At 67.1% G+C, this 25,129-nt stretch carries 26 protein-coding genes; 12 read left to right on the plus strand and 14 right to left on the minus strand.

Annotated features, from left to right (window positions below):
• Positions 1-10: 10 nt before the first annotated feature.
• Positions 11-2,359: a DUF3027 domain-containing protein gene (locus ACQP2D_RS40470; RefSeq protein ID WP_433681165.1), complete on the minus strand. Its 2,349-nt coding sequence runs from the start codon at positions 2,357-2,359 to the stop codon at positions 11-13.
• A gap of 17 nt (positions 2,360-2,376) precedes the next feature.
• Here ACQP2D_RS40470 and ACQP2D_RS40475 point away from each other — a divergent pair, with 17 nt between their 5' ends.
• The 3 genes from ACQP2D_RS40475 (at position 2,377) to ACQP2D_RS40485 (ending at position 5,476) form a co-directional block, all read left to right on the plus strand.
• The gene (locus ACQP2D_RS40475) at positions 2,377-3,150 is read left to right on the plus strand and encodes a glutaminyl-peptide cyclotransferase (RefSeq protein WP_433681166.1); all 774 of its coding nucleotides are present in this window, start codon (positions 2,377-2,379) and stop codon (positions 3,148-3,150) included.
• A 77-nt stretch (positions 3,151-3,227) separates the two neighbouring features.
• The gene (locus ACQP2D_RS40480) at positions 3,228-4,970 is read left to right on the plus strand and encodes an MFS transporter (RefSeq protein WP_433681167.1); all 1,743 of its coding nucleotides are present in this window, start codon (positions 3,228-3,230) and stop codon (positions 4,968-4,970) included.
• Positions 4,967-5,476, plus strand: a complete 510-nt coding sequence (locus ACQP2D_RS40485; RefSeq protein ID WP_433681168.1) for a DUF2771 domain-containing protein — start codon at positions 4,967-4,969, stop codon at positions 5,474-5,476. The genes ACQP2D_RS40480 and ACQP2D_RS40485 overlap by 4 nt, the downstream gene beginning before the upstream one ends.
• A gap of 108 nt (positions 5,477-5,584) precedes the next feature.
• On the opposite strand, the gene ACQP2D_RS40490 is transcribed toward ACQP2D_RS40485, so the two are convergent.
• On the minus strand, positions 5,585-6,010 hold the full coding sequence (locus tag ACQP2D_RS40490) for a cold-shock protein (protein ID WP_433685912.1): 426 nt from the start codon (positions 6,008-6,010) through the stop codon (positions 5,585-5,587).
• A 197-nt stretch (positions 6,011-6,207) separates the two neighbouring features.
• Here ACQP2D_RS40490 and ACQP2D_RS40495 point away from each other — a divergent pair, with 197 nt between their 5' ends.
• The gene (locus ACQP2D_RS40495) at positions 6,208-6,450 is read left to right on the plus strand and encodes a hypothetical protein (protein ID WP_433681169.1); all 243 of its coding nucleotides are present in this window, start codon (positions 6,208-6,210) and stop codon (positions 6,448-6,450) included.
• 366 nt (positions 6,451-6,816) lie between these two features.
• Positions 6,817-7,437 (plus strand): transglycosylase family protein, encoded by a 621-nt coding sequence (locus tag ACQP2D_RS40500; protein WP_433681170.1) that lies wholly within the window; start codon positions 6,817-6,819, stop codon positions 7,435-7,437.
• A 91-nt stretch (positions 7,438-7,528) separates the two neighbouring features.
• On the opposite strand, the gene ACQP2D_RS40505 is transcribed toward ACQP2D_RS40500, so the two are convergent.
• Positions 7,529-7,717, minus strand: a complete 189-nt coding sequence (locus tag ACQP2D_RS40505; RefSeq protein ID WP_062988419.1) for a hypothetical protein — start codon at positions 7,715-7,717, stop codon at positions 7,529-7,531.
• Positions 7,718-7,970: 253 nt separating this feature from the next.
• Here ACQP2D_RS40505 and ACQP2D_RS40510 point away from each other — a divergent pair, with 253 nt between their 5' ends.
• A complete protein-coding gene (locus tag ACQP2D_RS40510; RefSeq protein WP_433685913.1) occupies positions 7,971-10,244 on the plus strand; it encodes a helicase-associated domain-containing protein in 2,274 nt (757 codons plus the stop codon).
• On the opposite strand, the gene ACQP2D_RS40515 is transcribed toward ACQP2D_RS40510, so the two are convergent.
• Both ACQP2D_RS40515 and ACQP2D_RS40520 read right to left on the minus strand, forming a co-directional pair.
• Positions 10,245-10,772 carry an LppU/SCO3897 family protein gene (locus tag ACQP2D_RS40515; RefSeq protein ID WP_433681171.1) on the minus strand — a complete coding sequence of 176 codons (528 nt, stop codon included), beginning with the start codon at positions 10,770-10,772 and terminating at the stop codon, positions 10,245-10,247.
• A gap of 117 nt (positions 10,773-10,889) precedes the next feature.
• On the minus strand, positions 10,890-11,012 hold the full coding sequence (locus tag ACQP2D_RS40520) for a hypothetical protein (RefSeq protein ID WP_433681172.1): 123 nt from the start codon (positions 11,010-11,012) through the stop codon (positions 10,890-10,892).
• A 65-nt stretch (positions 11,013-11,077) separates the two neighbouring features.
• Between ACQP2D_RS40520 and ACQP2D_RS40525 the strand changes: the two genes are divergently transcribed.
• Complete coding sequence (locus ACQP2D_RS40525; RefSeq protein ID WP_433681173.1) at positions 11,078-11,899, plus strand: hypothetical protein; 822 nt, start codon at positions 11,078-11,080, stop codon at positions 11,897-11,899.
• Positions 11,900-11,902: 3 nt separating this feature from the next.
• Here the strand turns inward: ACQP2D_RS40525 and ACQP2D_RS40530 are convergent, their stop codons facing one another.
• From ACQP2D_RS40530 to ACQP2D_RS40545, 4 genes are all read right to left on the minus strand, one after another.
• Positions 11,903-13,315, minus strand: a complete 1,413-nt coding sequence (locus ACQP2D_RS40530; protein ID WP_433681174.1) for a M1 family metallopeptidase — start codon at positions 13,313-13,315, stop codon at positions 11,903-11,905.
• Between the two features lie 50 nt (positions 13,316-13,365).
• Positions 13,366-14,001 (minus strand): LysE family translocator, encoded by a 636-nt coding sequence (locus tag ACQP2D_RS40535; protein ID WP_433681175.1) that lies wholly within the window; start codon positions 13,999-14,001, stop codon positions 13,366-13,368.
• Positions 14,002-14,040: 39 nt separating this feature from the next.
• Positions 14,041-14,709, minus strand: a complete 669-nt coding sequence (locus ACQP2D_RS40540) for a DUF3239 domain-containing protein (RefSeq protein ID WP_433681176.1) — start codon at positions 14,707-14,709, stop codon at positions 14,041-14,043.
• A gap of 108 nt (positions 14,710-14,817) precedes the next feature.
• On the minus strand, positions 14,818-16,476 hold the full coding sequence (locus ACQP2D_RS40545) for a DNA repair helicase XPB (RefSeq protein WP_433681177.1): 1,659 nt from the start codon (positions 16,474-16,476) through the stop codon (positions 14,818-14,820).
• Positions 16,477-16,716: 240 nt separating this feature from the next.
• On the opposite strand from ACQP2D_RS40545, the gene ACQP2D_RS40550 reads away from it, so the two are divergent.
• A complete protein-coding gene (locus ACQP2D_RS40550) occupies positions 16,717-17,361 on the plus strand; it encodes a LysE family translocator (RefSeq protein WP_433681178.1) in 645 nt (214 codons plus the stop codon).
• A 367-nt stretch (positions 17,362-17,728) separates the two neighbouring features.
• Positions 17,729-18,379 carry a trimeric intracellular cation channel family protein gene (locus tag ACQP2D_RS40555; RefSeq protein ID WP_433681179.1) on the plus strand — a complete coding sequence of 217 codons (651 nt, stop codon included), beginning with the start codon at positions 17,729-17,731 and terminating at the stop codon, positions 18,377-18,379.
• Here ACQP2D_RS40555 and ACQP2D_RS40560 read toward each other — a convergent pair.
• On the minus strand, positions 18,376-19,563 hold the full coding sequence (locus tag ACQP2D_RS40560; protein WP_433681180.1) for a pyridoxal phosphate-dependent aminotransferase: 1,188 nt from the start codon (positions 19,561-19,563) through the stop codon (positions 18,376-18,378). The genes ACQP2D_RS40555 and ACQP2D_RS40560 overlap by 4 nt on opposite strands.
• A gap of 174 nt (positions 19,564-19,737) precedes the next feature.
• Between ACQP2D_RS40560 and ACQP2D_RS40565 the strand changes: the two genes are divergently transcribed.
• Positions 19,738-19,941: a hypothetical protein gene (locus ACQP2D_RS40565; protein ID WP_433681181.1), complete on the plus strand. Its 204-nt coding sequence runs from the start codon at positions 19,738-19,740 to the stop codon at positions 19,939-19,941.
• A 50-nt stretch (positions 19,942-19,991) separates the two neighbouring features.
• Here ACQP2D_RS40565 and ACQP2D_RS40570 read toward each other — a convergent pair whose 3' ends face one another.
• Positions 19,992-20,912, minus strand: coding sequence for a sigma-70 family RNA polymerase sigma factor (locus ACQP2D_RS40570; RefSeq protein WP_433681182.1), 921 nt, complete (start codon positions 20,910-20,912; stop codon positions 19,992-19,994).
• Between the two features lie 106 nt (positions 20,913-21,018).
• Here ACQP2D_RS40570 and ACQP2D_RS40575 point away from each other — a divergent pair, with 106 nt between their 5' ends.
• Both ACQP2D_RS40575 and ACQP2D_RS40580 read left to right on the plus strand, forming a co-directional pair.
• Positions 21,019-21,588 (plus strand): GNAT family N-acetyltransferase, encoded by a 570-nt coding sequence (locus tag ACQP2D_RS40575; RefSeq protein WP_433681183.1) that lies wholly within the window; start codon positions 21,019-21,021, stop codon positions 21,586-21,588.
• Between the two features lie 44 nt (positions 21,589-21,632).
• Entirely contained in the window at positions 21,633-22,187 is a 555-nt protein-coding gene (locus ACQP2D_RS40580) for a class I SAM-dependent methyltransferase (RefSeq protein WP_433681184.1), read from the plus strand.
• Positions 22,188-22,222: 35 nt separating this feature from the next.
• On the opposite strand, the gene ACQP2D_RS40585 is transcribed toward ACQP2D_RS40580, so the two are convergent.
• From ACQP2D_RS40585 to ACQP2D_RS40595, 3 genes are all read right to left on the minus strand, one after another.
• Positions 22,223-23,314 (minus strand): 3-deoxy-7-phosphoheptulonate synthase, encoded by a 1,092-nt coding sequence (locus ACQP2D_RS40585; RefSeq protein ID WP_433681185.1) that lies wholly within the window; start codon positions 23,312-23,314, stop codon positions 22,223-22,225.
• A gap of 277 nt (positions 23,315-23,591) precedes the next feature.
• Complete coding sequence (locus ACQP2D_RS40590; protein WP_433681186.1) at positions 23,592-24,062, minus strand: carboxymuconolactone decarboxylase family protein; 471 nt, start codon at positions 24,060-24,062, stop codon at positions 23,592-23,594.
• A 123-nt stretch (positions 24,063-24,185) separates the two neighbouring features.
• Positions 24,186-25,064: an oxidoreductase gene (locus ACQP2D_RS40595; protein WP_433681187.1), complete on the minus strand. Its 879-nt coding sequence runs from the start codon at positions 25,062-25,064 to the stop codon at positions 24,186-24,188.
• Positions 25,065-25,129: the final 65 nt, after the last annotated feature.

Here is a 25,129-nt window from a genome sequence, read left to right on the forward strand (position 1 = left end):
GCCCCGCCGCTCACCCCCGCAGCGCTGACCCGAACCCCGGCCACTCCGCATCCCCCGAGCCCTCACCCGCGGCCGTCTCACCGACGCCCTCGTCCGCACCCGATTCCGGCTGCGAGACAACGCCCTCGGTACCGCCGACGGCGCCGAGATCCCATCCCGGTTGCGACACCGCAGCATCGGCGGCCGACTCGACGGCATCCTGATCGCTCGACGTCGCGCCAGCATCTGATCCGGGCTTCGACACGAACTCGGCACTGCGCTCGACCGGAGCCGCATCACCTGCCGCGCTCGTCGTGGCTGCGGCACCGCCAGCGGCGGCATTCACGGCCGTCGCAGTGTTCGACTCGGCCTCGGCACCTGCGGGAGAACTCGGTTCGACGGCGACGGTCGGTGCTGTCGAAGAATCGTTGACCGCAGACGGACCGGACTCCGCGTTGGCGATCGGCTCATCGTCCGCGTCGGATACGACGGGCTCAACCGCCGCAATCGGCTCGGCGACGACATCGCTGGGCGAGGCAGCCGGGGCGATCGCAGTGTTCGACTCGGGTGCACCGCCAGCGGCCACATGAGATGTGGGTGCAACATCGGAGACGGTGTCCGACTCTGGCGCAACGACATTCGACTCAACCGAAGTGCTCGGCCCAGCATCACCCGACAGAGCGCCGCCGGGCTCGCCCGGAGTGCGTGACTCGGCCTCGTCACCGGATGCGGCCACTGGGCTCGGTTCGACCGAGGTCACCTCGGCCGCCGCAGGGCCCGCTGCCTGGTCATCCAGCTCAACCGAGGGCTCTATTGCGACAACATCACCCGACGCCGACCGGTCATCCGGCTCGATGGTGGTCGGCTCGGCCGTGGGGGCCGTGGTCGGATCCACGACAGCCTCGGCGCTGGTTGTGGTGGGCGCGGAAAGATCCTGCTCGACTGCCGTATTCGACTCGGTCGTAACCTCGCTCGATGCGATATCGGTGCTGGGCTCGGCCCCGATGCTCGGTTCGGCAACAACATCGGCCGAGACGGAGGCTTCATCGGGCTCGATCGTGGTGGACACGGTTTGATCCGAGGCAGACTCACCGGCCTCGACCACCTGCTGGCCGACCGGCTGCGTGAAGCTCTGCTCAACTGCGGTATTCGACTCCACCGCAGCATCACCTGGCGCGCTCTCAACATCGGATGCGAGCGCATTGCGCGACTCAGCCGCTACATCGCCAGGTACGGCTTCGACGTCGCGCTCGAGCACGTCGGGTGCCTGAGCCGCAGCATCATCTCGCACGACGTCGACACCGGACTCGTCCACAACGATCGACTCCGCCGCAGCATCACCCGACGTAACTTCGCCACCGGACCCGCCCTCAGCGCTCGACTCGGCGACAACATCACTCGAACCAGGCGCAGTGCCGGATTCGGCCAAGGCCGACTCGGTCAGGTCCGTGGCAGCCTCGGCAACGGACTCGCTCGGCGCGACGGCACCTTCCGTCTCGACGCTCTGCTCAGCAGTCGCATCCGAATCGGCCACAGCGTCGCTCGCTGCGGTCTGCGCACCTTCGGTTTCAACGGCAGGGCCAGTGGCGAGCGCGGCTTCCGCCGACGCGTCGGCGCTTTCCGGCTCGCGCAGCGCCTCCGCCGGGATGACATCGAAGGCGGCGTCGTCGTAGGCCTCGTACAGCGGTGAACCGCCGCCGGTGGGTACTTCCACGTCGGAATGGGCTCCGCAGCCGTATTCGGCGTGGACCACTCGGCCGTCGGCGCCCATGGCATTGCCGCAGACGCCGAACGCGGCGCGCAACGAACCCGCCAGCGGGAGGTAGAAGCCGCAGCGGGCGCAGGTGGATGGGGCGGCCTTGGCCATATCGGTTTCGGGGCCGAATTCGGCGTACCAGCGTTCGGCGGCTTCTTCGCGGCCCTCGCGGCTGAGCACCTTGGTGCGGCCGAGGCCGATCTCCATGGCGACCTCGTCGACGGCCGGATCGCCGCTGGCGACATAGCCGGGCACCAGGCGCGGATCGTCGACGGGCGGGGCGAGCAGATCGCCGGGCGCCAGATCGCCGGGGCGGATCCGCTGCTCCCACGGGATGAAATCGGGTGCGACCAGCGCGTCCGGACCGGGCAGCAGCGCCGACTCGCTCACCGTCGCGTAGGTCGCGCCGGGCGGGGCCGCCACCACGACGGCCCACTGCCAGCCGCGATAGCCGGACAGGGTGGCCTCGAATCGATGGGTCGCGGCGGTCTCGTCCTCCGCGGTGACGCCGAGATGCGCGCCGACACCGGTGGGTTCCAGCTCCACGAGCGCACGGCGGGCCACGTCGACGGCATCGGCAAGGATCGGCCGCACGCCGGGCTGCGAAACAGATACTGCGCTCACGGCCTACATTTTGCCGTATGGAGCGCAATCGGCGTTCGTTGGCCGTCGTTGTCCTGGTCAGCCTGCTCGGAATAGCCGGGTGCGGCGGCTCAGGCGGCGATACGCCGCGACTACGCATCGAGGTGATCGGCACCCGCACGCACGATCCGAAGGCGTTTACCGAGGGTCTGGAGGTCGACGGCACCGTGCTCTACGAGAGCACCGGCATGCCGGGCGCGTCGCGCGTGCGCGCCACCGATCTGACCACCGGCGACGAACTGGCCAGCGTCGAACTGCCCGCACCCTACTTCGGCGAAGGGGTCACCAGGGCGGGCGACACCGTATGGCAGCTCACCTGGCAGGACCGGGTGGCGATCGCCCGCGATCCGGCGACGCTGGCCGAACGTTTCCGAGTGTCCTACGACGGCGAGGGCTGGGGTCTGTGCACCCGCGCGGGCAGGCTGGTGATGAGCAACGGCTCCGACACCCTCACCTTCCGCGATCCGCTCACCTTCGCCCCCACCGGCACGGTCACACTCACGAACCACAACAACGTGCAACTGAACGAACTCGATTGCGCCGCCGACGGTTCGGTCTACGCCAATTCCTACCCCACCGACGAGATCCTGCGCATCGATCCGGAAACCGGGGACGTCCTCGCGGTCATCGACGCCAGCGGCCTGCTCCCTGCCACCGTCCGGGCGAGCACCGACGTGCTCAACGGCATCGCCCAACTCCCCGGCACCGACCACTTCCTGATCACCGGCAAATACTGGCCGACGGTATTCGAGGTCAGATTCGTACCGGACTGAGCGAGCCGAGTCACCTTTCCGGACGGCTTGGAGCGGCAAGTGAACCCAAGTCGCCGATGTACGACAGAATTGAGGACGTGACTACTCCCCGCGATCCCTCCGGTTCCGACCGTGGTCCGTGGGATGGCGAGGAGTCCCCACCGATCCAGCGTCACCCCGGCTACGACCGCTACCCGCCACCCCATACGCCGCCCCGCCGGTCACCACTACCGCCGCTGCCACCCGAGTCGCAACGCCGCGAAACACCCGCCACCAAGCCACTACCCGACGCATCCGCGAAACCCTCGGCCCCGCAACCGGAACCCGAAACCGCATCCGGCGATGCCGAGCCCCAGCGCACTCCACGCAAACTGACCGTCACCCGCGTCGCCGCGATGCGCGGCCGCGAACTCACCTCCCGCGGCGTCGCCTCCTTCCAGCGGGCCGCCAAGGCCGATGGCGCCGACAAATCCGGCCTCACCGCACTCACCTACGCCACCATGGCGAATTTCGCGCTCGACGCCGCGATCGCGGTGGCCCTGGCCAATACGCTGTTCTTCGCCAGCGCCACCGCGGAGAGCAAGACGAAGGTCGCGCTGTACCTGTTGATCACCATCGCCCCGTTCGCGGTGATCGCCCCGCTCATCGGCCCGATGCTGGACCGTCTGCAGCGCGGCCGCCGACTGGCACTGGCAACCTCCTTCACCCTGCGCGCGGTGGTCGCGGTGGTGCTGATCATGGCCTTCGACAGCTGGGCGCTCTACCCGCTCGCGCTGTGCATGATGATCGGCAGTAAATCGTTCTCGGTGCTCAAGAGCGCGGTGACGCCCCGCGTACTGCCACCCGAAATCGATTTGGTGCGTACCAACTCTCGGCTCACCGTCTTCGGTCTGGTCGGCGGCACCATCGGGGCGGGCGCGGTCGCCGCGCTGGCCGCCGCCATCGCGGGTTCGCATGGCGCATTGGTCTTCGCCACCGCGATCGCGATCGCGGGCACCTGGCTGAGCCTGCGCATCCCGCGCTGGGTCGAGGTCACCGAGGGCGAGGTCCCGGCGACCCTGAGCTATCACGCCAACACCGAAGTGCTCGATCCGACGACCGAAGCCACGGTTCCGCCGCGCAAGCGCAGGCAGCCACTGGGCCGCGCGGTCGTCACCGGGCTGTGGGGCAATAGCGCCATCCGCATACTGACCGGCTTCCTGACCTTCTATGTGGCCTTCGTCGCCAAGTCCACCGAGCACGGCGGCTGGCAGCAGGCGGCCATGCTCGGCGTGGTCGGCGTCGCCGCGGCCGTCGGCAATTTCGTCGGCAACGCGACCGGCGCCCGGATCAAACTGGGCAAGCCGTCGCTGATCGTGCTCGGCTGCACCGCGGCCTGCTGCGCGGTGGCCCTGCTCGCGGTCTTCCTGAACAACCTGCTCGGCGCCGCGTTGGCGACCCTGGTCGCGGCCGCGGCGAGCGCGCTGGCGAAGGTATCGCTGGATGCCTCCATCCAGGACGATCTGCCGCCCGAATCGATCGCCTCCGGCTTCGGCCGGTCCGAAACCGTACTGCAGCTCAGCTGGGTCATCGGCGGTGCGGCGGGCGTGCTGCTGCCGACCACCTATTGGCAGGGTTTCGCGTTCATCTCCGCGATCCTGCTGTTCGGCTTGCTACAGACCTTCATAAGCGACCGCGGTCACTCCCTGCTGCCCGGACTCGGCGGCCACCGCCCCGAACACGCGGAGCAGGAAGTCGCGACAACCCGACACGCCGACGCCGACCGAGCCGCGCAACGCGGCCGGGAGCGCGGTGGCGACACTAAGCACATGCAACGAGGCACAGGAGACCCGATCTGGTGAACAAGCCAAGTACCCGCACCGTCGTCGCGCTAGCCGTGGCGGCTCTATTGGTGTTCACTGTCGCCTTCGTCGGCGTGCTGACGGTGCTCGTCCGCAGAGCCGCGCACCCCGATCCGACCGTTACCGCATATGCCCACGGCAAAACCGTCACCGTCGAGCCGTTCCTGTACTGCACGGTGAAGCTGGAGCAGTGCAAGTACGGCGAGACCGTCGTACTCGATGTCCCCGCCGGATATCCGCTACAGCTGTCGCTGCCGAAGAAGATCGCCGACGCGCCCTGGCTGGCCCAACTGGTCTACGCCCTGCCCTCCGGTGAAAAAGTGGATCGGGTAGTGAGCCGCAACGACTTTCCCGAGGGCGCGCTCGCCGTCACCATCGACTCGAAGCCGGAGCCCGAACTTCGGCTCGTCGGTGTCGAATTGCAGCTGCCGATCCTCGCGCGCGACGAGACCGGCCGCGAGTTCTACGTCCCGCACGCGGCCTGGTCGATCAGCACCGCGCCCTAGCGCCTGCTTGCTGGTCGCTGTCGAAAAGCAGCTCGACAAAGTCCGCTGAAACGCTTCGCGCGCTGCCCGTAGCTCCGGGCAGCGCGCGAAATTCGTTATCCGCGAACGTCAGTGATCGAGTTCGCGCGCGACCGCCCGCACCACTTCCGAAATACGCTGTGCGGTCTTGCGATCCGGATACTTGCCCTTGCGCAGATCCGGCTGCACCTTGGCCTCCAACAGGGTGATCATGTCCTCGACCATCCCGTGCAGTTCGTCCGGCGTGTGCTTGCGCGCTGCCGGTTCCTTGTGCGCCCCGCGATCGCGGTCCTGGCCCTGGCGGACCGAGGGCGGCGATTCGAGCACCTTGAGGCTCAGCGCCTGCGGCCCACGGCGTCCCGCGGCCATCCCGAATTCGACGCGCTGACCGGGCTTGAGGCCCTCCACTCCATCCGGCAGCGCGGATGAACGGACGTAGACGTCCTCACCCTCGTCCTGGGAAAGGAAGCCGAAGCCCTTTTCGACGTCGTACCACTTCACCCTGCCGGTCGGCACTGCGCTCACCCGTTCATCATCGAAACTCGGACCCCATCGGCCCGAGCACATCCGTCTGCCCGGGATCCGTCCGATGAAACGCGAACGGATCCTGTCAGTTTGCGAAAAGAACGCGCCCCACAGCTATGCAGGACGCGATAGACACCGAGTCTACCCCGGTGCGAATAACGCAAGCACATCAGTTTTACGGTCGAGCAGTGACGAACCCTCCCGCGCCACCGCCCCCGAGCCGCTCACCACGCCGTGCAAGCGATCGGTTGCTGTATGTGGCACTCGGCCTGTTCGCGATCGGATTGCTCGCGATCGTCGCCATATTCCTGACGCCGATTTTCAGCGATTCGGACCCGGCCCTGTGGCTGTATCTGACCGCGATGTTGGCGCCGCTCGGTTTTCTGTGCGCGGTCGGCTTCGCGCTGTGGTCCGGCCGACGGTCGCGGTGAACCGGTTACCCCTGCTAATCGTTACCGAATCATCAGTGTGATCCTCGTCACATAACGGAGCGGTCACGGAGCCGAGACCGCCCGCTACCGGCCCGGCCGCACCATGCCTCAGCTGCGCGGAAGCATCACCGCCGCAACCGATACCGGTCCGAGACCCGCGCGGACCCGCCGGTTACCAAATAGTGATTTTTCGCGCGGATCGTCGTACGGTCTTACCCAGCCGGGACAACCGGCAACCACCGGCCCGCCGCATCGAACCTCGCCCCGCGGGTACCGGACCCCAACGGAAGCAGGGGTGAGGGCGGGACGGACGACCTCTCAGTCCGGACCACTTGCAGATGCGTACGAGAGGCAGACGAACCCGCAATGAGTGGACGCCATCGCAAGCCAACCTCCACCGGGCGCACCGTAGCCAAGGTCGCCGTCACCGGCGCGATCATCGGCACCGCAGGTGTTGCATTCGCTGGAAATGCCAGCGCGGCACCCGATCAGGACTGGGATCGACTCGCGCAGTGCGAGGCCGGCGGCAACTGGGGCATCAACACCGGCAACGGTTTCCAAGGTGGACTGCAGTTCTCCCCGAGCACCTGGAACGCACACGGCGGCGGCGAATACGCCGCGACGGCCAACCAGGCCAGCCGCGAACAGCAGATCGCGGTCGCCGAGAAGGTCCTCGCCAGCCAGGGCTGGGGCGCCTGGCCCTCCTGCTCGGCCTCGCTCGGCCTGAGCAGCGGATCCACCCCGCGCACCGCCCCTGCCTCCGACACCCCGCGCTGGAACCCGGCCCCGGCCGCCCCGCAGCAGGCCGTCGCCGACCCGAGCCAGCAGGTCTTCGATGCGATCGACCGCGCCGTCGCCGTTGTGCAGGGACAGGGCGTGGAGATCCCGAAGGAAGCCCTCGACTTCTTCAACGCCGCCAAGGGCACTCAACTCGACCCGGCGGTCGTCAACTTCTACGAGGCGAACAAGGGCCTGCTGCCCTCCTGAGTCGCCACACAGCAGACCGTACGACGAAGGTCCCCGCATCAATGGTGATGCGGGGACCTTCGTCGTATCCGCGGGTTTTCCGTCTGGGTTCTCAGCGGTTGATCACCGTGTTCGGGTGCATGTACGGCAGCTGGTCGGCCGGGACCGGAAACTCGGTGTCCTCGCCGAACGGCGAAAGCCCACCGGAACGAGTCGACGACAGTTCGGTGACCGCGTGGCCACCGTCCTCCAGCGAGGGCCAGCCATTGTCGACATAGGGTTTCTTCGATTTGTTCACCACGACCACATTGTGGCACGCGAGCGACCCGCGAGCACTCTGCCCTCCGCTGTCGCCCGGCGGCGGATAGTCCACATCCACTAGGCTGACAAAATCGGCAACATTCGGACTGTGACGCAACAACTGATCTCGAGAGCACATGGGTAACTTGTCGGGGACGCCCAAAGCCGTGCCAGGCACACGACCGCAAGCCCGCGACGTAGGTCACGCGACCGGCAGCAGGTCGAGGGAGGCGGGGGAGCCTGCGACCGATTCACTGACGGGCTGGCTCGCGGCCCGTAGCGATGCGCAGCTGGTTGCCCTGCTCGAACTCCGCCCCGATCTCGCCGTACCACTGCCCTCCTCGATGGCCGTGCTCGCGGCACGCGCCGAGCAGCGCGCGTCGGTGCTGCGCGCCACCGACGATCTCGACACGCTGGAGTTCGCGATCGTGGAAACTCTTGCGGTGCACCGGTCGACGGGCTCAGGTGGGACGCCGATGAGTCGCAAGGCGCTGCGCTCGCAGTTGAAGGACCGCGTTCGGGTCGCGGCGATCGATGCCGCACTCACCCGTCTATCCGATCGCGCGCTGGTATGGAACGACGGTGACGATCTGCACCTGATCCCGGCCGCCGCCGAGGCACTGCCATGGCCGATCGGCGCCACCACCGAGATTCCGGACGCACTGACCGAGCCCGAGGTGGTCGCCGCGCTCGCGTCGGCCTCCTCGGCCGAACGCACGCTGCTGGACAAACTGGCCGCCACCGGCCCGCGCGGACGCACCAGGGACGCCGCACCGGGCACGCCCGCCGACCGCCCGATCCAGCAGCTGCTGGCTCGCCGACTGCTGCACTGGATCGACGATGAGACGGTCGAGCTCCCGGTCACCGTCGGCCAGGTGCTGCGCCGCGAGCCGGTAACCCATCCGCACGCACTGAAACCGCCGGAGCCGACGCCGACGAAGCACACCCCCGCCGAGGTGGACGCGGTCGCGGCGGGCGAGGTGGGTGAACTGCTCCGGCACTGCGCCGACATTCTCGACGCCCTCGGCCAAGCGCCCGCACCCGCCTTGCGGGCGGGTGGTCTCGGGGTGCGGGAATTGCGCCGCATCGCCAAACAGACCGGTGTCGACGAACCGCGCGCCGGACTGCTCGTCGAACTGCTCGCGGCGGCCAAACTCGTCGAGAAGGGTATGCCGGACCCGCCGCCGGAATTCGACTCCACCGACGACTTCTGGGCGCCGACCCCGGCCGCGGACGGCTGGCGCGACGCCCCGCCCGCCCGCCGCTGGGTGGCACTGGCATTGGCCTGGCTCGACCTGGACCGCATGCCGTGGATGATCGGCATGCGCGATGCCAACGACAAGCCGATCGCGGCACTGTCGATCGAACTGCGCACCCCGCACGCACCGCGCGACCGGCGCACCATACTGAATCTGCTCGCTGAATATCCGACCGGCACGGCATTGCCTTCCGCCGATATCGGCCGGATCCTGGCCTGGCGACAACCGCGGTGGCGCAGACACTTTCGCTCCGAGGCGGTCGAGCACACGCTGCAGGAGGCCGCGACGCTGGGATTCATCGGGCGCGGCGCGCTCGGCTCACCGGCCCGGGCGCTGCTGCACGGTGTGCCGACCAGCGCGGCCGATGCCGAAGCCGCGATGGAGTCGGCCCTGCCGGAACCGGTCGATCATGTGCTGGTCCAGGCGGATCTGACGGTCATCGCGCCCGGACCACTGACCCCTGAACTGCAGAGCCGGGTCGCGCTCGTCGCCGATGTCGAATCCGCCGGTGCGGCAACGGTTTATCGGATCAGCGATACGTCGGTGCGGCGCGCGCTGGATGCCGGGATGACGGCGGCCGAACTGCATACCCTGTTCACCACCCACTCCCGCACACCGATCCCCCAGTCACTGACCTATCTCATCGATGACGTGGCCCGCAGGCACGGCCAGCTACGGGCGGGAATGGCGCAGGCATTCGTGCGCAGCGACGATCCCGCGCTGCTGGCTCAGGTGCTGGCCTCGCCGGTGGCGAGCGAACTGGCGCTGCGGGGCATCGCGCCGACCGTCGCCATCGCGCAGGCCCCACTCGGCGAACTGCTCGAACGGCTGCGTGCGGCCGGATTCGCCCCGGCCGGTGAGGATTCGGCGGGCACCATTGTGGATCTGCGTCCGCGCGGCGCGCGGATCGCGGTCCGCCCGCATGCCAGGCAGCCGTATCGCCCGACGCCGCCGAGCAGCGAACAGCTGGCACTCCTCGTCGCGGAACTGCGCGCGAGCGAGCGGGCCGCCAGCGCACGCAAGGGCGAGGCGGTGCGCACCGATGGCACCCGAACCAGTACCGCCGCAACCCTGGCGCTGCTGCAATTGGCGGCGCGGGTGCGGCGGTCGGTCAATATCGGTTATGTCGACGCCCAGGGCGTCGCGTCGCAGCGCGTGGTCGAACCGCTGAAGGTCGGCAACGGCCAGCTCGACGCGCTGGACCCGGTGACCGGCGCGATCCGGCATTTCACCCTGCACCGGATCGCGTCGGTCGCGCTACTCGAGTAATCAGCCCTTGGCCGCGCCGAGGCAGAAGGTGACCTTCGGATCCGGGACGGTCACGAAGCTGGTCGCGTCGGCACCACACAGCAGTTCGTCGGCTTGGCCGTCGATGCGCTTGACCACCTTGAAGGTGGCCTCCGATGAGGAGCAGTCCACGTACTTGTACGGGTTGGTGCCGACATCGGCATAGCAGCTGCCCTGCTTGAAGTTCGGCGCCAGGCACATGTAGGCCTTGCCACCGCTGACCAGGTCCTCGGTGTAGGTGGTGTATTCGGCCGCGCAGTCGAGCTTGTTGTCCGCGGTCTGGAATACCTTGTAGACCGCCTTGGCCGAGGAGCAGTCGACCGGCTCGGATTTGGTGGCCGTCGACGAGCTGTCGGTGACATTGATGCAGTCACCGACCTTCGCCTTGGCGGTGTCGGACTTACTTGCATTGTCGAGCGCCGAACAACCGGTCACCGCGGCCACCAATGCACCCACCGCCAGGAGGGCGAGCACAAGACGTGCCAGCAGCCTCGTTCCTGGGAACTTCAACGTGAAACCCTCTCTCACCGAACGCGTTCACGGTAGTCGTGAACGCGGTGAGAATACCGTCACGGTCGTCCGAACCGCATCAGCAGTTCGGACGACCGACCAACCCGGGGGCGCGGCTCAGTACGACGCGTACAGTCCGGTCAGCCCCGACAACCCGAGGCTGAGGAATTTCGGGATCAGGTTGGCGAGGACCATGATGCCTAAATAGTTCACTAGCAATGCCTTTCGCATTTCGAACATATGGACGTCTGTCCAGTACATGCACTCTGTCGCTTCCGGAGACCCGGTCGTTACGCTTGGAAAGTATGAGGCTCGAGGAGGTCGCCGTCGACCTGTACGAACTCGCCCCTGGTGAGTTCATCGCCGCCAGGGCGGCCCGCGTCGCCGCGGCCAAGGATGCGGGCGATAAAGAACTCGCCGCAGCCATCGGCAAATTGCGCAAGCCGACGGTGGTCGCGTGGACGGTGAATGTGCTGGCCCGCGCGGCACCCGATGATGTCGAGGCACTGCTGCGGCTGGGCGCGGCCTTGCGCGCGGCACAGCGCGAACTGTCGGGCGATCAGCTACGCGCGCTGACCGCGCAACGGCAGCAGGTGGTCAATGCCCTTGCCAGACGTGCCGGTGCGCTGGCCGCCGACCGCGGACACTCGGTCAGCGAGGGAGTATTGCGTGAGGTGGGACAGACGCTGACGGCGGCGCTGGCCGATGACACGGTGGCCGAGCAGGTGCGCACCGGAACGCTGGCGACCGCGGCGAATTACGAAGGCTTCGGACCGGGCGGGGCCGAGCTGCGGGCCGTCGACGCAACGGACACAACGGAATCCGCGGCGAAACCAGCTGAGGACGATGCGCGCCGTGACCTCGACGGTGCGCTCGCCGCCCTCGAATCCGCCCGCGCCGCAATGGAAAAAGCACGAGACGAGGCCGAGCAGACGGCGAACCGGCTGGCCGAGAGCGAATCTCGCATCGCGGCCCTGCGCGCGGAACTGGCGCACGCCGAACAGCAGAAGAAGTTCGCCCGCACGGCCGATCGCGGCGCGCAGGACGAGTTGCGTTCGGCGCGGAAGCAACTCGATCGGGCCGAGCGCTGGGTGCAGCGGGCCCGCGAGCGCGTCGACGGCGAGTAATTCTCAATCGCGCAGGGTGCCGGGGAAAAGGTACTCGTCCGAGGGCGGCGTGGTGCGGTTCAGCCAGGCATCGAAGAACCCGGTCAGATCGGTGGGGGATTTCGACTGCATGAAGGTGCGGAATTCCGGCATCGAGGCATTGCCGTAGGCGTGTGCGACATTGAATTGCCGGACGGCGGCGAAAAATATATCGTCGCCCAGCTGTTTGCGCAGTGCGTGCAGGAACAGCGGGCCGCGGTAGTAGACGGAGGTGAATTCATTTCCGACGCCCGGGTTCTCCAAGGGAGTATCCCAGAACTTCGGCTCATCACGATTCTTCCGAATGGTGTTGCGGTAGTCGGTGTCGACGTCTTTGCCTTCCATGCGCTCCGGCCACAAATAGTCCGCGGTGTAGCTGGCGAAGCATTCATTGAGGCAGATATCGGACCATTGCCGCACCGATACCGAATCACCCCACCATTGGTGCGCGATTTCGTGCACCACGGTCGGTAGCTCGGTCCACGGCGCGTAGATCGGGCGGGTCTGGGTTTCCAGCGAGAACTTCAGGTCCGAGTCGACGTAGATGCCGCCCGCGGTGTCGAACGGATAGGGCCCGTAGAGCGCCTCCGCGAAGTCGAGCACTTCGGGCAGGCGCTGTTCGGTTTCCAGACTGCCCTCCGTATCAGGGGCGAAGGCGCTGATCAGCGAGGTGCCGTTGGCGCGGCGCTGCTCGAGGTAGCTGTAGTGATCGATCGCGATGGTGGTCAGGTAGCCGAGCACCGGTTGGTGTGTCTCCCAGGTGACATTGCGCTTCGCACCGGTGACGGTGTTCTGCGTCCGCACCCCATTGGAGACCACCTCCCACTCCTCGGGTACCAATGCGTGCAGCGTGAAGGTGGCCTTGTCCAGCAGGGTGTCGTTGAGCGGGTACCAGGTGGTCGCCGAACGCGGCTCGCCCGCGGCGAAGGCGCCGCCGCTGGGCGTATAGGTCCAGCCCGCCCCCTCGGTATCCGCGACCTGGCCCGCGTACTCGACGGTCACGGTGAACGGCAGGCCGGGCAATAGCGGCAGCAGCGGCGTCACGGTCAGTTCGTGCTCGCCGTTGCGATCGAAGGCGGCGGGCAGATAGTTCACCGAGACCATGCGCACGTCCGGGCCGTTGAAGTCGAGGTTGAACGTCCGCAGCGCCTGGGTGGCGATGGCGTCGATCCGGGTGGAGCCGGTGAGCTGGTGGCTGGGCGGGTCGTAGTCGATGCTGACCTCGTAGTGGTCGGCGTCGTAGCCGCCGTTACCGTCGAGCGGGTAGTACGGGTCATTCAGCCCGGGTGCGCCGACCAGCGGATCGGCGTTCGGGGGCACCGGATCGGCATTCACGGGCATGGGAACCGCGACCAGCGCGCCGACCACCGCCGCGCACCACAAACCGGACAACCTCATTCGATCACCACCCCTTTCCGGCCACCCGACCTGGGTGGATGGTAACCGCCTCAGTCGGCACTACCGCTGAGTGCCACCGATGCGCCAAGGCCGAAGATCATCGCACCGCCCGCACCGCCGACCGCCTCCAGTCGCTGCGGTGAACGGGCGAACCAGGCGCGCGCCGATGCGGCCAGCAGGCCCCACGCACTATCGGAGACCAGCGCGATCGCGAGGAAGATGGTGCCGAGTATCAGGAACTGCAATGGCAGCGAACCCGCCGCCGGATCGGCGAAATGCGGCAGCACCGCCGAGAAGAAGACGATCGCCTTGGGGTTGGTCAGCCCGACGAAAATGCTCTGCCGCAGCACCCTGGCATCGGCCGGATCGACCTTGGCGTTCAGCGCCTCGCGCAGGGTCTTGCGCTCGCGGATCGCCTGGACACCGAGGTACATCAGATACAGCGCACCCGCGAACTTCACCACGGTCAGCGCGAGCGCCGATGCCGCGAGCAGCGTGCCGAGCCCGATCGAGACCAGCAGCAGCGCGACGAAAACGCCTACCGCGTGGCCCAGTACCGAGACCAGGGCGGCGCGACGGCCGAGCGCGAGCGCGCGGCCGATGGTGAACAGCACACCCGGTCCGGGGATGACGATGATGACAATCGATGCGGCGGTAAAAGCCAGCAGATTTGACGCCGGAACCATCTACCGAGTCTATTGGGCGGCGCAAGGCAATTCGGATGGTCAGGAACCCAGGTCGCCGGGCAGCTGATGCGGGTCGAGCAGCAAACGTTTGGCGGAGGTGCGCCGCACCTTGTCGGCGAGTGCGAGATTATCGGTGAGCAGCTGCCATTCGACCTCGCTGATGGCCGCGCGGGCGCGCTCGATGACGGTGCCGTCCCGGGTTCCCCAGGCGATCGGCATCGCGCTGACCGACTGCCAGCGCTCGCCTACCTGGTGCGGCGCCCGATCGGTGCGCACCGCGACCGACGGCACCCGCTCACCCGCCCGCTTCTCGTGTCCGGGCAGGTCGCGCACCTTCCTGATCACCAGGGCATAGCGCGGGTCGGGAGTATCCGGTTTCGAAACATCGACCAGGGCGAGCAGCACCACCCCGCTCGGATGGGTCTCCGAGACGACCGCGGGGACCAGCTCACCGTCGGCGTAGAGCTTATCGATGCTGGAGCGGTGCGGCGTCCAGAACGCCACCCACACCGCCACCACCGCGCCGAGCGCGAACGCGATCGCCAGCAGATAGGCCCATGGATGGTTCAGCCAGATCAGGTATGCGGTGCCGGTCGCGGCGATGACGGCGGCCGCGATCGCCATGACCCGCAGTCGACGCAAGTCGGCGAAGACTTCGTTGACCGCATGGGCGTGGTGCCGGTCCACCGCGAATTCGAAGCGTCGCACGTCTCATTCCTAGCATACGTATCGGAGCCGACACCTCCGGATAAATGGCGCTGCCGGGCGCAGCCCGTCGACCGCCCGCGCTCGCACGAGCGCAGGCGAGGGCACCCCTTATCCGATGGCCGGTCCCAGCAAGTCATCGGCATCCGTTATGCGATAGGCGTACCCCTGTTCGGCGAGGAAACGCTGTCGGTGCGAGGCATATTCGGCATCCAGGGTGTCACGCGCGACGACCGAATAGAAGTGGGCTTGGCCACCATCGTGTTTCGGCCGCAACAACCGACCGAGGCGTTGCGCTTCCTCCTGACGCGAACCGAAAGTGCCCGAAACCTGTACCGCGACAGACGCTTCGGGTAAATCGATGGAAAAATTCGCGACCTTGCTCACCACCAGCACGGGAATCTCACCGCGCCGGAAGGCATCGAAAAGTTCCTCGCGCTCTTTGGTTTTCGTCGACCCCTGAATGACCGGGGCGTTGAGATCGGCGCCGAGTTCGTCCAATTGCTCGAGATACGCGCCGATGACCAAGGTCTGCGCATCCTTGTGCTGGGCCAGAATCGATTCCACCACAGGGATTTTCGTGCGCGCGGTCGAGCAGAGCTTATATCGCTCCTCCGGTTCGGCGGTGGCGTAGGCCATTCGCTCGGCATCGGTGAGGGTGACCCGGACCTCGATGCAGTCGGCCGGGGCGATCCAGCCCTGGGCCTCGATATCCTTCCACGGGGCGTCGTAGCGCTTCGGACCGATCAGCGAGAAGACATCGCCCTCGCGGCCGTCCTCGCGCACCAGGGTCGCGGTGAGACCGAGCCTGCGCCGCGATTGCAGATCCGCGGTCATGCGGAAAACCGGTGCGGGCAGCAGATGCACCTCGTCATAGATGACCAGGCCCCAGTCGCGGCTGTCGAAGAGTTCGAGGTGTTTGTACTCGCCCTTGGTGCGGCGGGTGATCACCTGATAGGTGGCGATGGTGACCGGGCGGATCTCCTTGCGCTCACCGGAGTATTCGCCGATCTCCTCCTCGGTCAACGAGGTTCGCGCCAGCAGTTCGCGTCGCCACTGCCGTCCGGCCACGGTATTGGTGACCAGGATCAGCGTCGTGGCCTTTGCCATGGCCATCGCCGCCGCGCCGACCATGGTCTTGCCAGCGCCACACGGCAGCACGACCACACCGGAACCACCGGCCCAGAACGATTCCGCGGCCATCTCCTGATAGTCACGCAGATGCCAGTGGCCGCCGGTGTAATCCAGCTCGATCGGATGCGCCTCGCCGTCGACGTAACCCGCCAGATCCTCGGCGGGCCAGCCGATCTTCAGCAGCATCTGCTTGATCCGGCCGCGTTCGGACGGATGCACGACGACGGTGTCCTCATCGACGCGAGCGCCGAGCATCGGGGCGATCTTCTTGTGCCGCAGCACCTCCTCGAGCACCGCCCGATCCAGGCTGACCAGCGTCAATCCGTGCGCCGGATTCTTCACCAACTGCAACCGGCCGTACCTGGCCATGGTGTCCACGATGTCGACGAGCAGTGGCTGCGGCACCGCATACCGCGAGTAACTGACCAGCGCGTCCACCACCTGCTCGGCATCATGCCCCGCCGCCCGCGCATTCCACAGCGCCAACGGCGTCACCCGATAGGTGTGCACATGCTCGGGCGCCCGCTCCAATTCCGCGAACGGCGCAATGGCCTGCCGCGCCACCCCGGCCAACTCATGGTCGACCTCGAGCAGCAGCGTCTTGTCACTCTGAACAATCAGCGGACCGTCGGTCACAGTCTCTCCTCGTATACGGCCTCGGGCATTGCGTGTCCGATCGCGCGTGCGACTTCGGCCCATTCTTCCCGACACCACCGACAACAACCCGGCGGGTGTGGGGGCCAATGCCGACGGGCATAGCTCGCGTCGGCCTCGCACATACAGCGTGCGTGGCGACTGTTTTGTTCCGGGAGGCCAGGCCACCGGTGCTCGACTGGACCGAGACGGGCGCGGGAGATGTGGGTCAAGATCGGGACCATGATCGAAACTGCGGCGGTTCTCGGAGTGGCGGCGGCGGCGTTGGGGATGGTGCTGACGCCGGGGCCGAACATGATGTATCTGGTGTCGCGCAGCGTTTCCCAAGGTCGGCGCGCTGGATTGGTGTCACTCGGGGGCGTCGCCGCCGGGTTCGGGGTGTATCTGGCGGCGGCCGCGGCCGGGATCACGGCAGTGTTCGCCGTGGTTCCCGGGCTGTACATGGCGATGAAGTTGGCGGGGGCGGGATATCTGCTGTGGCTGGCCTGGAATGCGGTGCGGCCGGGTGGGACCTCGGTGTTCGCGCCCACCGAGTTGCCCGCGGATCCGACCCGGCGGCTGTTCACTATGGGATTGGTCACCAACCTGCTGAATCCGAAGATCGCGATCATGTACATGGCGCTGATCCCACAGTTCGTGGTGCCCGAGCACGGCCGGGTGTGGCTGCAGAGTCTGTGCCTGGGGTCGGTGCAGATCGCGGTGGCGTTGACGGTGAACGGGTTGATCGTGCTCGGTGCGGGCGGAATCGCCGCCTTCCTGACCGGTCGGCCGCTGTGGTTGCGGATCCAGCGCTATGTCATGGGCACCATGCTCGGCGGCATCGCCGTACTGCTTGCCACCGATCGCGCTCGCCCGATGCCCGCCTGACCGCGCCAGGCTTCCGCGCGGGAATGCCCGACCCCGAGTTCGGCATCGCCTCGGTACGCCCGGCGGATGCAGTCACATCGGCCGGGCACGAGTGGTCACACCGTCGGTCCACTATCGCGGCCGAGCACTCAGCGGATGCGACCACCGCTACACATCACGCAGGTAGCCGCGTCATCGATGCACCGCCACACATCACGCAGGTGGCCGCGTCATCGATGCACCGCACCGCCACACAACACGCAGGTAGCCGCGTCATCGACGCACCGCCACACAACACCTAGGTGGCCGCGTCATCGATGCACCGCCGCCGCGGTTGTGCTCAGTGGCCTCGATGCGACGGGTGCGGCGGATATGTGATCGTGTGCGCATGGCGCATTTCGATTCCGCGGTCAACACCGTGCAGCACATCGGCGAGTTGTTCGGCGTTGTGGCGTTCGCGACCTCGGGGGCGCTGCTCGCGGTGCGGCGGGGGTTCGACGTCTTCGGGATCGTGGTGTTGGCCTGCAGTACGGCGCTGGGTGGCGGGGTGATCCGGGATCTGGTGATCGGCCGCACCCCACCGGCGTCGTTCGTCGATCTCAGCTATCTGTGGACCGCACTGCTCGCGGCCGCGGTCATCTTCTTCTGGCATCCATCGCCGCGGGTGACCAGCGGACCGCTGGAGGTGGCCGATGCGTTCGGGCTCGGATTGTTCTGCGTCACCGGCACGGTGATCGCCTACAACCACGGCCTGGGCGCACCGTCGGCAACGCTGCTCGGACTCGTCACCGCGATCGGCGGCGGGGTGATCCGGGATCTGCTCGGCGGGCAGACGCCGAGTGTGCTGATACCCGAGCAGATCTATGCGGTACCAGCACTTTTCGGTGCCGCCGCGACGGCGACGCTGCTGCATTTCAATGCCTACAACCCGATCACCGGTGGCGCTGCCGCGCTCGGCGCCATCGCATTCCGATTGCTCGCGCTGCGCTACGACTGGCACGCGCCGCAGGCTCGGCGTCGTCCACAGGATCGGGCCTAGGTCGTCGAATTCACTCGAACTCCCGCGCGGAGTCGCCGCACACCCTCGTCCAGAGTTTCGTCACGTTTGCAGAAGGTGAAGCGCACCAGGTGCTTCCATGCCTCGGCATGGTCGGCGAATACGCTGATGGGCACGGCCGCGACACCGAGCCGGCCCGGAAGTTCCCGGCAGAACGCCAGACCGTCGGTGCCGCCGAGCGGCGTGATATCGGCGCAGATGAAGTAGCCTCCAGCGCTCTGCTTGACGCCGAAACCGGTATCCGACAGCGCGGCGGCGAGGCGCAGTCGCTTGTCCGACAGCGTATCTCGCAGTTCCGCGACCCACCCGAGTTCATTGTTGAGCGCGTGCGCGACCGCGGGCTGGAACGGCCCGCCCGCCACAAAGGTCATGAACTGTTTGGCCGCGAGCACACCGTCGATGAGGTCCGCCGGACCGCAGGCCCAGCCGGTTTTCCAACCGGTGACGCTGAAAGTCTTTGCCGCGCTGGACACCACGACGGTGCGGTCGGCCATACCGGGCAGGGTGGCGAGGCTGATGTGCTCATTGCCGTCGTAGACGAGATGTTCGTAAACCTCGTCGGTGAGCACCAATAGGTCATGTTCGCAGGCGATTTCGGCGATCGCGGTGAGATCGGCCCGGCCGAGCACGGTGCCGGTCGGATTGTGCGGTGAATTGACGATCAGCATCTTGGTCGCGGGTGTGATCGCCGCGCGCAGGCTGTCCAGGTCGAGGACGAAGCGGTCCCCGTCGGCGACGAGGTGGGCCGTGCGCCGCCGGGCCCCGGCCAGTGCGATCGCGGCGGCGTAGGAGTCGTAGTAGGGCTCGATCAGCACGACCTCTCGGCCGGGTTCCACCAGACCGAGGACGGCGGCACTGATCGCCTCCGTCGCCCCCACGGTGACCAGCACCTCGGTGTCCGGGTCGTACCGGGTGCCGTAGCGACGGGCCCGGTCGGCCGCGATGGCGCGGCGCAGGACCGGCATGCCGCGCCCCGGCGGGTACTGGTTCAGCCCGTCGGCAATGGCCTGGCGCGCGACCTCGAGCATGCCAGCGGGTCCGTCGGTGTCCGGAAAGCCCTGCCCCAGATTGACCGCCTCGTGGCGGACGGCTAATTCGGTCATCTCCGCGAAGATCGTGGAGGCGAAGGGGCGCAGGCGAGCGACGGTCGCGGGTTGCGAGGGCATACCCGGAGCGTAGCCCAATGGTCGCTATTGTTGCCCTTAGATAGCGAAAGGCTATGTTTCACTTTTGAATTGCGGCTTCTACCTGCATGGTTGTGCGTTTCCCCAACGGCGGCTAGCCTCGCCGTGTTCTACCTCACAAACCGCTCACAAGGCGGTATCTCGAAAGGGGCGCTAATGGCCTCGTATCTGGACCTGGTAACGAATCCGGCCGCGTCGGAGGTCGCCGGAACCGCACTGGGTTTCGTTCGAAATGTCGTACACGAGCTGATCTCCGGATTCGGCTCCTCCACCGGCGACTGGTTCAGCGGCTCATCGACCGGCAATAGCGGCACCGGCTCGTCCACCGGGAACTGGTTCCTGGGCTCGTCCACGCCGTAGCCCGATCGGCGGTGTCAGGCCCGGCGATGAGGGCGCGGCCTGGCACCGCCTCAACCCAGACGGACCCGAGACAGCTTTTCCGGATTCGCGAGATCGTAGGCACCGCACACCAATCCGTCGCGAACGGCAAATCCGAGGACCCTGGCCGGACCTTCGAGGCGCCCGTAACCCGGGGCGACCCGGTGCACGACCAAACCCAATTGCCCATTGACCGAGGCGAATTCGTATTCGAGCGTCGGCTCCGCCGAACCGTCCAACCCGTACTTGCGCACCAGTCCGAGGAAGAAACGGGCGACCTTGTCCGCGCCGCCGATGACATTGACCGCGGTGGAGGTGGTGCCGTTGGCATCGCCGATCAGCACCGAATCCGGGTGCAGCGCCGCGGTTACCGCGCCGATATCACCGGCCGACAACGCATCCAAGAACTTCCGCACCGCAGCCGCATGTTCGCCATTCGGCGTGGGCGGCGGGGCCTGCGCGACGGATTTGCGCGCCCGCACGGCCAGCTGGCGCGCCACCTCCACCGAAACACCGAGGATTTCCGCGATCTCGCCGAACGGCACCGAAAGCCCGTCGTGCAGTACGAATGCCACGCGCTGCGGCGGCGTCAGACTTTCCAGCACCACCATGGCGGCGAGGCTGCATTCCTGCTTGCGCACCACCGCTTCGAGCGGATCGGGCGTGCTCGACGGCGTGATGCCGGTTACCACCGGCTCCGGAAGCCACTGCCCCACATAGCTTTCCCTGCGCACTGCGGCACTGCGCAAGTGGTCCAGGCAGATTCGCCCGACCACCGTGGTCAGCCAGGCCCGCAGATCCTCGATCTCGGATTGATGCGCACCGGCCAGCCGCAGCCAACTCTCCTGCACCGCGTCCTCGGCGTCGCGCGCGCTGCCCGTCAGCCGGTATGCGACCGAGAGCAGATGCGCCCGATTCGATTCGAACAGATCGGCGAGCAGAGCGGAAACCATCGGTCCGATTCTACGGTCCGCCGGATCAGCCCCCGATCGCGGTATGGACCGGCTGTCATGCGAAATCCACATGATTCGACCGGGGGTCGCATGACACCATGATCGAATGAAGGATCACCCGCTCACCGATGGCACCGTCTGGCTGTCGCGGCCGACCGAGGCCGACATCGATGACATCGTCGAATGCTGTCAGGAGCCCACCATCGCCGAGTGGGTGACGATTCCGGTGCCGTATCACCGGGCCGATGCCGAGGCCTTCCTCAACGAGATGGTCGCGCCGGGCTGGGCCGCCCGCGGCCCGATCTGGGCGATCCGGCTGCGCGCCGACGGTCCGGTGGTCGGCATGATCGACCTCGGCCAACGTGAGGCGACGACCTCAGAGATCGGCTTCTGGCTCGCGCCCGCACAGCGCGGTCGCGGGGTGATGTCGCGCGCGATCGCGCTGGTCTGCGAATTCGGCTTCCACCCGGACGGATTGGCGCTGATCCGGATCGGCTGGCGCGCCTTCGTCGGCAACCACGCCTCGGCCGCCGCCGTGCGCCGCAACGGCTTTCATTACGAGGGCATGGCCCGGCTCGGCGGCGTCCAGCGTGGCGTCCGCCGCGATATCTGGCTGGCCGGGCGGCTGGCGACGGACCCGCCCGGCCCGGCCGCGGATTGGCCGCCCGGAATCTGACCGAACCGCCGACCCGCACACCGCAACAGTCGTAGATTGCGACTATGGCGGCTGATACCCGATTCGACTGGATCGCCGAAACCATGCACCTGCAACCGAACGACCGGATCCTCGAAATCGGTCCCGGCTCCAGTGATTCGATCGCATATCTGGCCGCGCGCTTGGACGGTGGCCGCATCGTCGGAGTCGAGCGCTCGGTCACGGCGATCGCCCGCGCCGCGAAACGCCATGCCGCGCTGATCGATTGCGGCAAGGTGCATCTGCTGCACGCCGGGCTGGAAAAGCTGGACCGCACCCGGGTGCTCGCCGAGATCGAACCGGGCACCCGCGGATTCGACAAGGTTGTCGCGGTCAACGTGAATCTGTTCTGGACCAAACGCCCCACCACCGAGCTGGCCCTGATCCGGCAGGTGCTCGCGCCCGACGGCACGCTGTACCTGTTCTACGGCTACGGACAACCGGACGGGCACACCCGCACCAGTCCCAAACCGGCGCCGGGACACCTCATCGACTATCTGGCCACCGCGGGCTTCGACGGTGACACCGTCTGCTCCGGGGATATCCTCGGCGTGGTCGCCAGACCACGCCGAAAGTCGTAGCCACGCCCCGGCTTTCACCGGGGCGGGCTCCGAGTTCAGCGATTGCGGCGCAGCTGTACCGCCTCGGCGAGCCGGTCGAGCTGGGCGGCCGTGGTCTCCCAATCGATGCAGGCATCGGTGATGGACTGGCCGTAGGTCAGCGCATCGGCGTGACCGAGGGTCAGATCCTGGCGGCCCGCGACGAGGAAGCTCTCCAGCATCACCCCGACCACGCCCGGTTCACCCGCGGCCAACCGGCCCGCGATATCGGTGACCACATCCACCTGCTTGTTGTGATCCTTATTGCTATTGCCGTGGCTGGCATCGACCACGATCCGCTGCGGCAGCGCAGCCTTCTCCAACCGGATGCAGGCCTCGGCGACCGAGGCGGCGTCGTAGTTCGGGCCGGTGCTGCCGCCGCGCAGGATCACATGACAGTCCGGATTGCCCGTGGTGCGGATCAGCGCCGAGCGCCCGTCCAGATCGGTGCCCGGGAAGACGTGGCTGGCAGCGGCGGCGCGGACCCCGTCGACGGCCACCTGCACATCGCCATCGGTGCCGTTCTTGATACCGACCGGCATGGAGAGCGCGCTGCTCAGTTGGCGGTGCACCTGGCTGGCCGCGGTGCGCGCGCCGATGGCACCGTAGGAGACCAGATCCGCGATGTACTGCGGGGTGATCGGGTCGAGGAATTCGCAGGCCACCGGCAGGCCGAGTGCGGTGATATCGACCAGCACCTTGCGGCCGATGCCGAGGCCGGTATTGACGTCGAAGGAACCGTCCAGGTGCGGATCGTTGATCAGCCCCTTCCAACCGAGGGTGGTGCGCGGCTTCTCGAAGTACACCCGCATCACCACATGCAGGCGGTCGTTCAGCTCGGCGGCCTTGGCGGCCAGGCGGCGGGCGTAGTCCAGCGCGGCGGCGGGATCGTGTACCGAACACGGTCCGACGATCACCATCAGGCGGTCGTCGTCGCCGTTGAGCACATCGACGGTGGCCTTGCGACCGGCACGCACCACGTCCGCCAGCGGATCGGTGATCGGGTGGACCATGCGCACCTCGGCCGGTGAGCGCAGTGGGCTCACGCTGAGGGTGCGTTGGTCGTCGAGATCGGAGTGCCGCGCATCGATGTCGGCTGCGGTAGTCATCGTTTGTGGGTTCCTTTACTTCAAGGCCGACCCACGGATGTCGAACCCGTCGAGCCGGTCTTCATCCGGCTCGGGGTGGAGGTGCAGTCAGCGCATGCGGTTGCCGCAGACCGGCCCACCCAGGGCCGGGTTGCTAAACCAGAAATACACGCGCTGCACGACGCCGACAGTACCAGGTGCAACTTCCCAGTGACGCTGGGGCCAATTTTCGGCATTGCCACTCAGCCTTCGCGGCTCGGCCGCGCGCCGAGCCGCATTGCGGCACATCCCGGCTGGTTCACCCCCACTGGCCGGGCTGGTAGTCGCCCGCCGGAGTGCGAACGATCACGTTCATCCGGTTCCAGGCGTTGATCATCGCGATGGCCGCGATGAGAGCGGCGGTCTGGTCGTCGTCGTAGTGCTTGCGCACCTGCGCCCAGGTCTCATCGCTGACGCTGCGGCCGTCACCGATGCGGGTGGCCTCCTCGGTGAGGGCGAGGGCGGCGCGCTCGGCGTCGGTGAAGACGGTGGCCTCGTGCCAGGCGGCGACCAGGTTGAGCCGCACCGAGGTTTCGCCCGCGTGCGCGGCGTCCTTGGTGTGCATATCGGTGCAGTAGCCGCAGCCATTGATCTGGCTGGCGCGGATCTTGACCAATTCGTAGGTGGCGGAGGGCAACTCGGATCCGTCGATCACCTTGCTGGCGGTGGTGAGGCGCTTGACGAAGCTGCCGGCGACCGGGTTGGCGTAGAGGTTGAAGCGCTGTTCCATGATCTGTGCCTTTCCATTCGGATGGGTTCACAGAGAGGACGACGCGGCGCGGCGAGGTGTGACATCACCGAGTGTGATGTGGGGCATACAGCCTCGACCTCGGATCGATCTATTGAGATGAGGTCATTCGCCGAAGCTGTAGGTGACTCCCGTCAGCTTCTCCGACAACTCCCAGAGTTCGCGCGCAACCTGCTCATCCTTGGATGCCGCACTCGAACCGCAGCGCTCCGGATAACCACGCATTCCACCCCAACCGAGCGGACCGTAGAACGCCCCCGGCTCGACCGATTCGGTGGCCGCGTAAATCTCTGGCAGCGCACCCATTTCGGCGCTCTGCGCCAACAGCCGGTTCCCCCATGCCATGACCGTATCCAGGACGGACTCGGTGTGCGACTGCAGTTCCGTTGCGGCATAACCGGGATGCGCGGCCACCGAGATCTTCGGTGAGCCCGCCGCGGTGAGCCTGCGCTGCAGCTCGTAGGCGAACATCAGGTTGGCCAGTTTGGCCTGGCCGTAGGCGGGCCAGCGCTGGTACTTGCGGCGGTCCCAGTTCAGGTCCTCGAGGTCGATCTTCCCGAGGCGGTGCGCGCCACTGGACACCGTGACCACCCGGTCCGAAATCTTGTCCAGCAGTAGGCCGGTCAACGCGAAGTGTCCGAGATGGTTCGTGCCGATCTGCATTTCGAATCCGTCGGCGGTGCGCTGCTCCGGCAGCGCCATCACCCCGGCGTTATTGATCAGCACATCGACCTGGTCCACCCCATCGGCGAACTCCCGCACCGAGGCCAGATCCGCGAGGTCGAGTTTGCGCACCGAGGCCAGCGGGCCGATCTCCCCGGCCACGTGCTCACCCTTGGCCACATTCCGACAGGCCAAGATCACCTGCGCACCGCCCCCCGCGAGCGCACGCGCGGCCGCCGCCCCCAACCCGCTGTTCGCGCCGGTGACGATGATCTTCCGGCCACTCTGATCGGGCATATTCGACAGATCCCACCTGCTCATACGGGAGAGTCTAGTCCGGTGTGGGATGAGTCTCATCCGCTGCGACCCACCTGGGCCGCAGCGTA

Source organism: Nocardia sp. CA-119907 (assembly GCF_050955995.1).
GTDB lineage: Bacteria > Actinomycetota > Actinomycetes > Mycobacteriales > Mycobacteriaceae > Nocardia.

What these genes read in the sequence shown, in the direction of transcription:
- ACQP2D_RS40530 (WP_433681174.1), bottom strand. Translation starts at nt 13,315, where the DNA reads ATGAGGTTGTCCGGTTTGTGGTGCGCGGCGGTGGTCGGCGCGCTGGTC.
- ACQP2D_RS40520 (WP_433681172.1), bottom strand. Translation starts at nt 11,012, where the DNA reads ATGTTCGAAATGCGAAAGGCATTGCTAGTGAACTATTTAGGCATCATG.
- ACQP2D_RS40570 (WP_433681182.1), bottom strand. Translation starts at nt 20,912, where the DNA reads ATGGTTTCCGCTCTGCTCGCCGATCTGTTCGAATCGAATCGGGCGCAT.
- ACQP2D_RS40595 (WP_433681187.1), bottom strand. Translation starts at nt 25,064, where the DNA reads ATGAGCAGGTGGGATCTGTCGAATATGCCCGATCAGAGTGGCCGGAAG.
- ACQP2D_RS40560 (WP_433681180.1), bottom strand. Translation starts at nt 19,563, where the DNA reads ATGCCCTCGCAACCCGCGACCGTCGCTCGCCTGCGCCCCTTCGCCTCC.
- ACQP2D_RS40580 (WP_433681184.1), top strand. Translation starts at nt 21,633, where the DNA reads ATGGCGGCTGATACCCGATTCGACTGGATCGCCGAAACCATGCACCTG.
- ACQP2D_RS40550 (WP_433681178.1), top strand. Translation starts at nt 16,717, where the DNA reads ATGATCGAAACTGCGGCGGTTCTCGGAGTGGCGGCGGCGGCGTTGGGG.
- ACQP2D_RS40535 (WP_433681175.1), bottom strand. Translation starts at nt 14,001, where the DNA reads ATGGTTCCGGCGTCAAATCTGCTGGCTTTTACCGCCGCATCGATTGTC.
- ACQP2D_RS40590 (WP_433681186.1), bottom strand. Translation starts at nt 24,062, where the DNA reads ATGGAACAGCGCTTCAACCTCTACGCCAACCCGGTCGCCGGCAGCTTC.
- ACQP2D_RS40565 (WP_433681181.1), top strand. Translation starts at nt 19,738, where the DNA reads ATGGCCTCGTATCTGGACCTGGTAACGAATCCGGCCGCGTCGGAGGTC.
- ACQP2D_RS40585 (WP_433681185.1), bottom strand. Translation starts at nt 23,314, where the DNA reads ATGACTACCGCAGCCGACATCGATGCGCGGCACTCCGATCTCGACGAC.
- ACQP2D_RS40555 (WP_433681179.1), top strand. Translation starts at nt 17,729, where the DNA reads ATGGCGCATTTCGATTCCGCGGTCAACACCGTGCAGCACATCGGCGAG.
- ACQP2D_RS40475 (WP_433681166.1), top strand. Translation starts at nt 2,377, where the DNA reads ATGGAGCGCAATCGGCGTTCGTTGGCCGTCGTTGTCCTGGTCAGCCTG.
- ACQP2D_RS40525 (WP_433681173.1), top strand. Translation starts at nt 11,078, where the DNA reads ATGAGGCTCGAGGAGGTCGCCGTCGACCTGTACGAACTCGCCCCTGGT.
- ACQP2D_RS40500 (WP_433681170.1), top strand. Translation starts at nt 6,817, where the DNA reads ATGAGTGGACGCCATCGCAAGCCAACCTCCACCGGGCGCACCGTAGCC.
- ACQP2D_RS40575 (WP_433681183.1), top strand. Translation starts at nt 21,019, where the DNA reads ATGAAGGATCACCCGCTCACCGATGGCACCGTCTGGCTGTCGCGGCCG.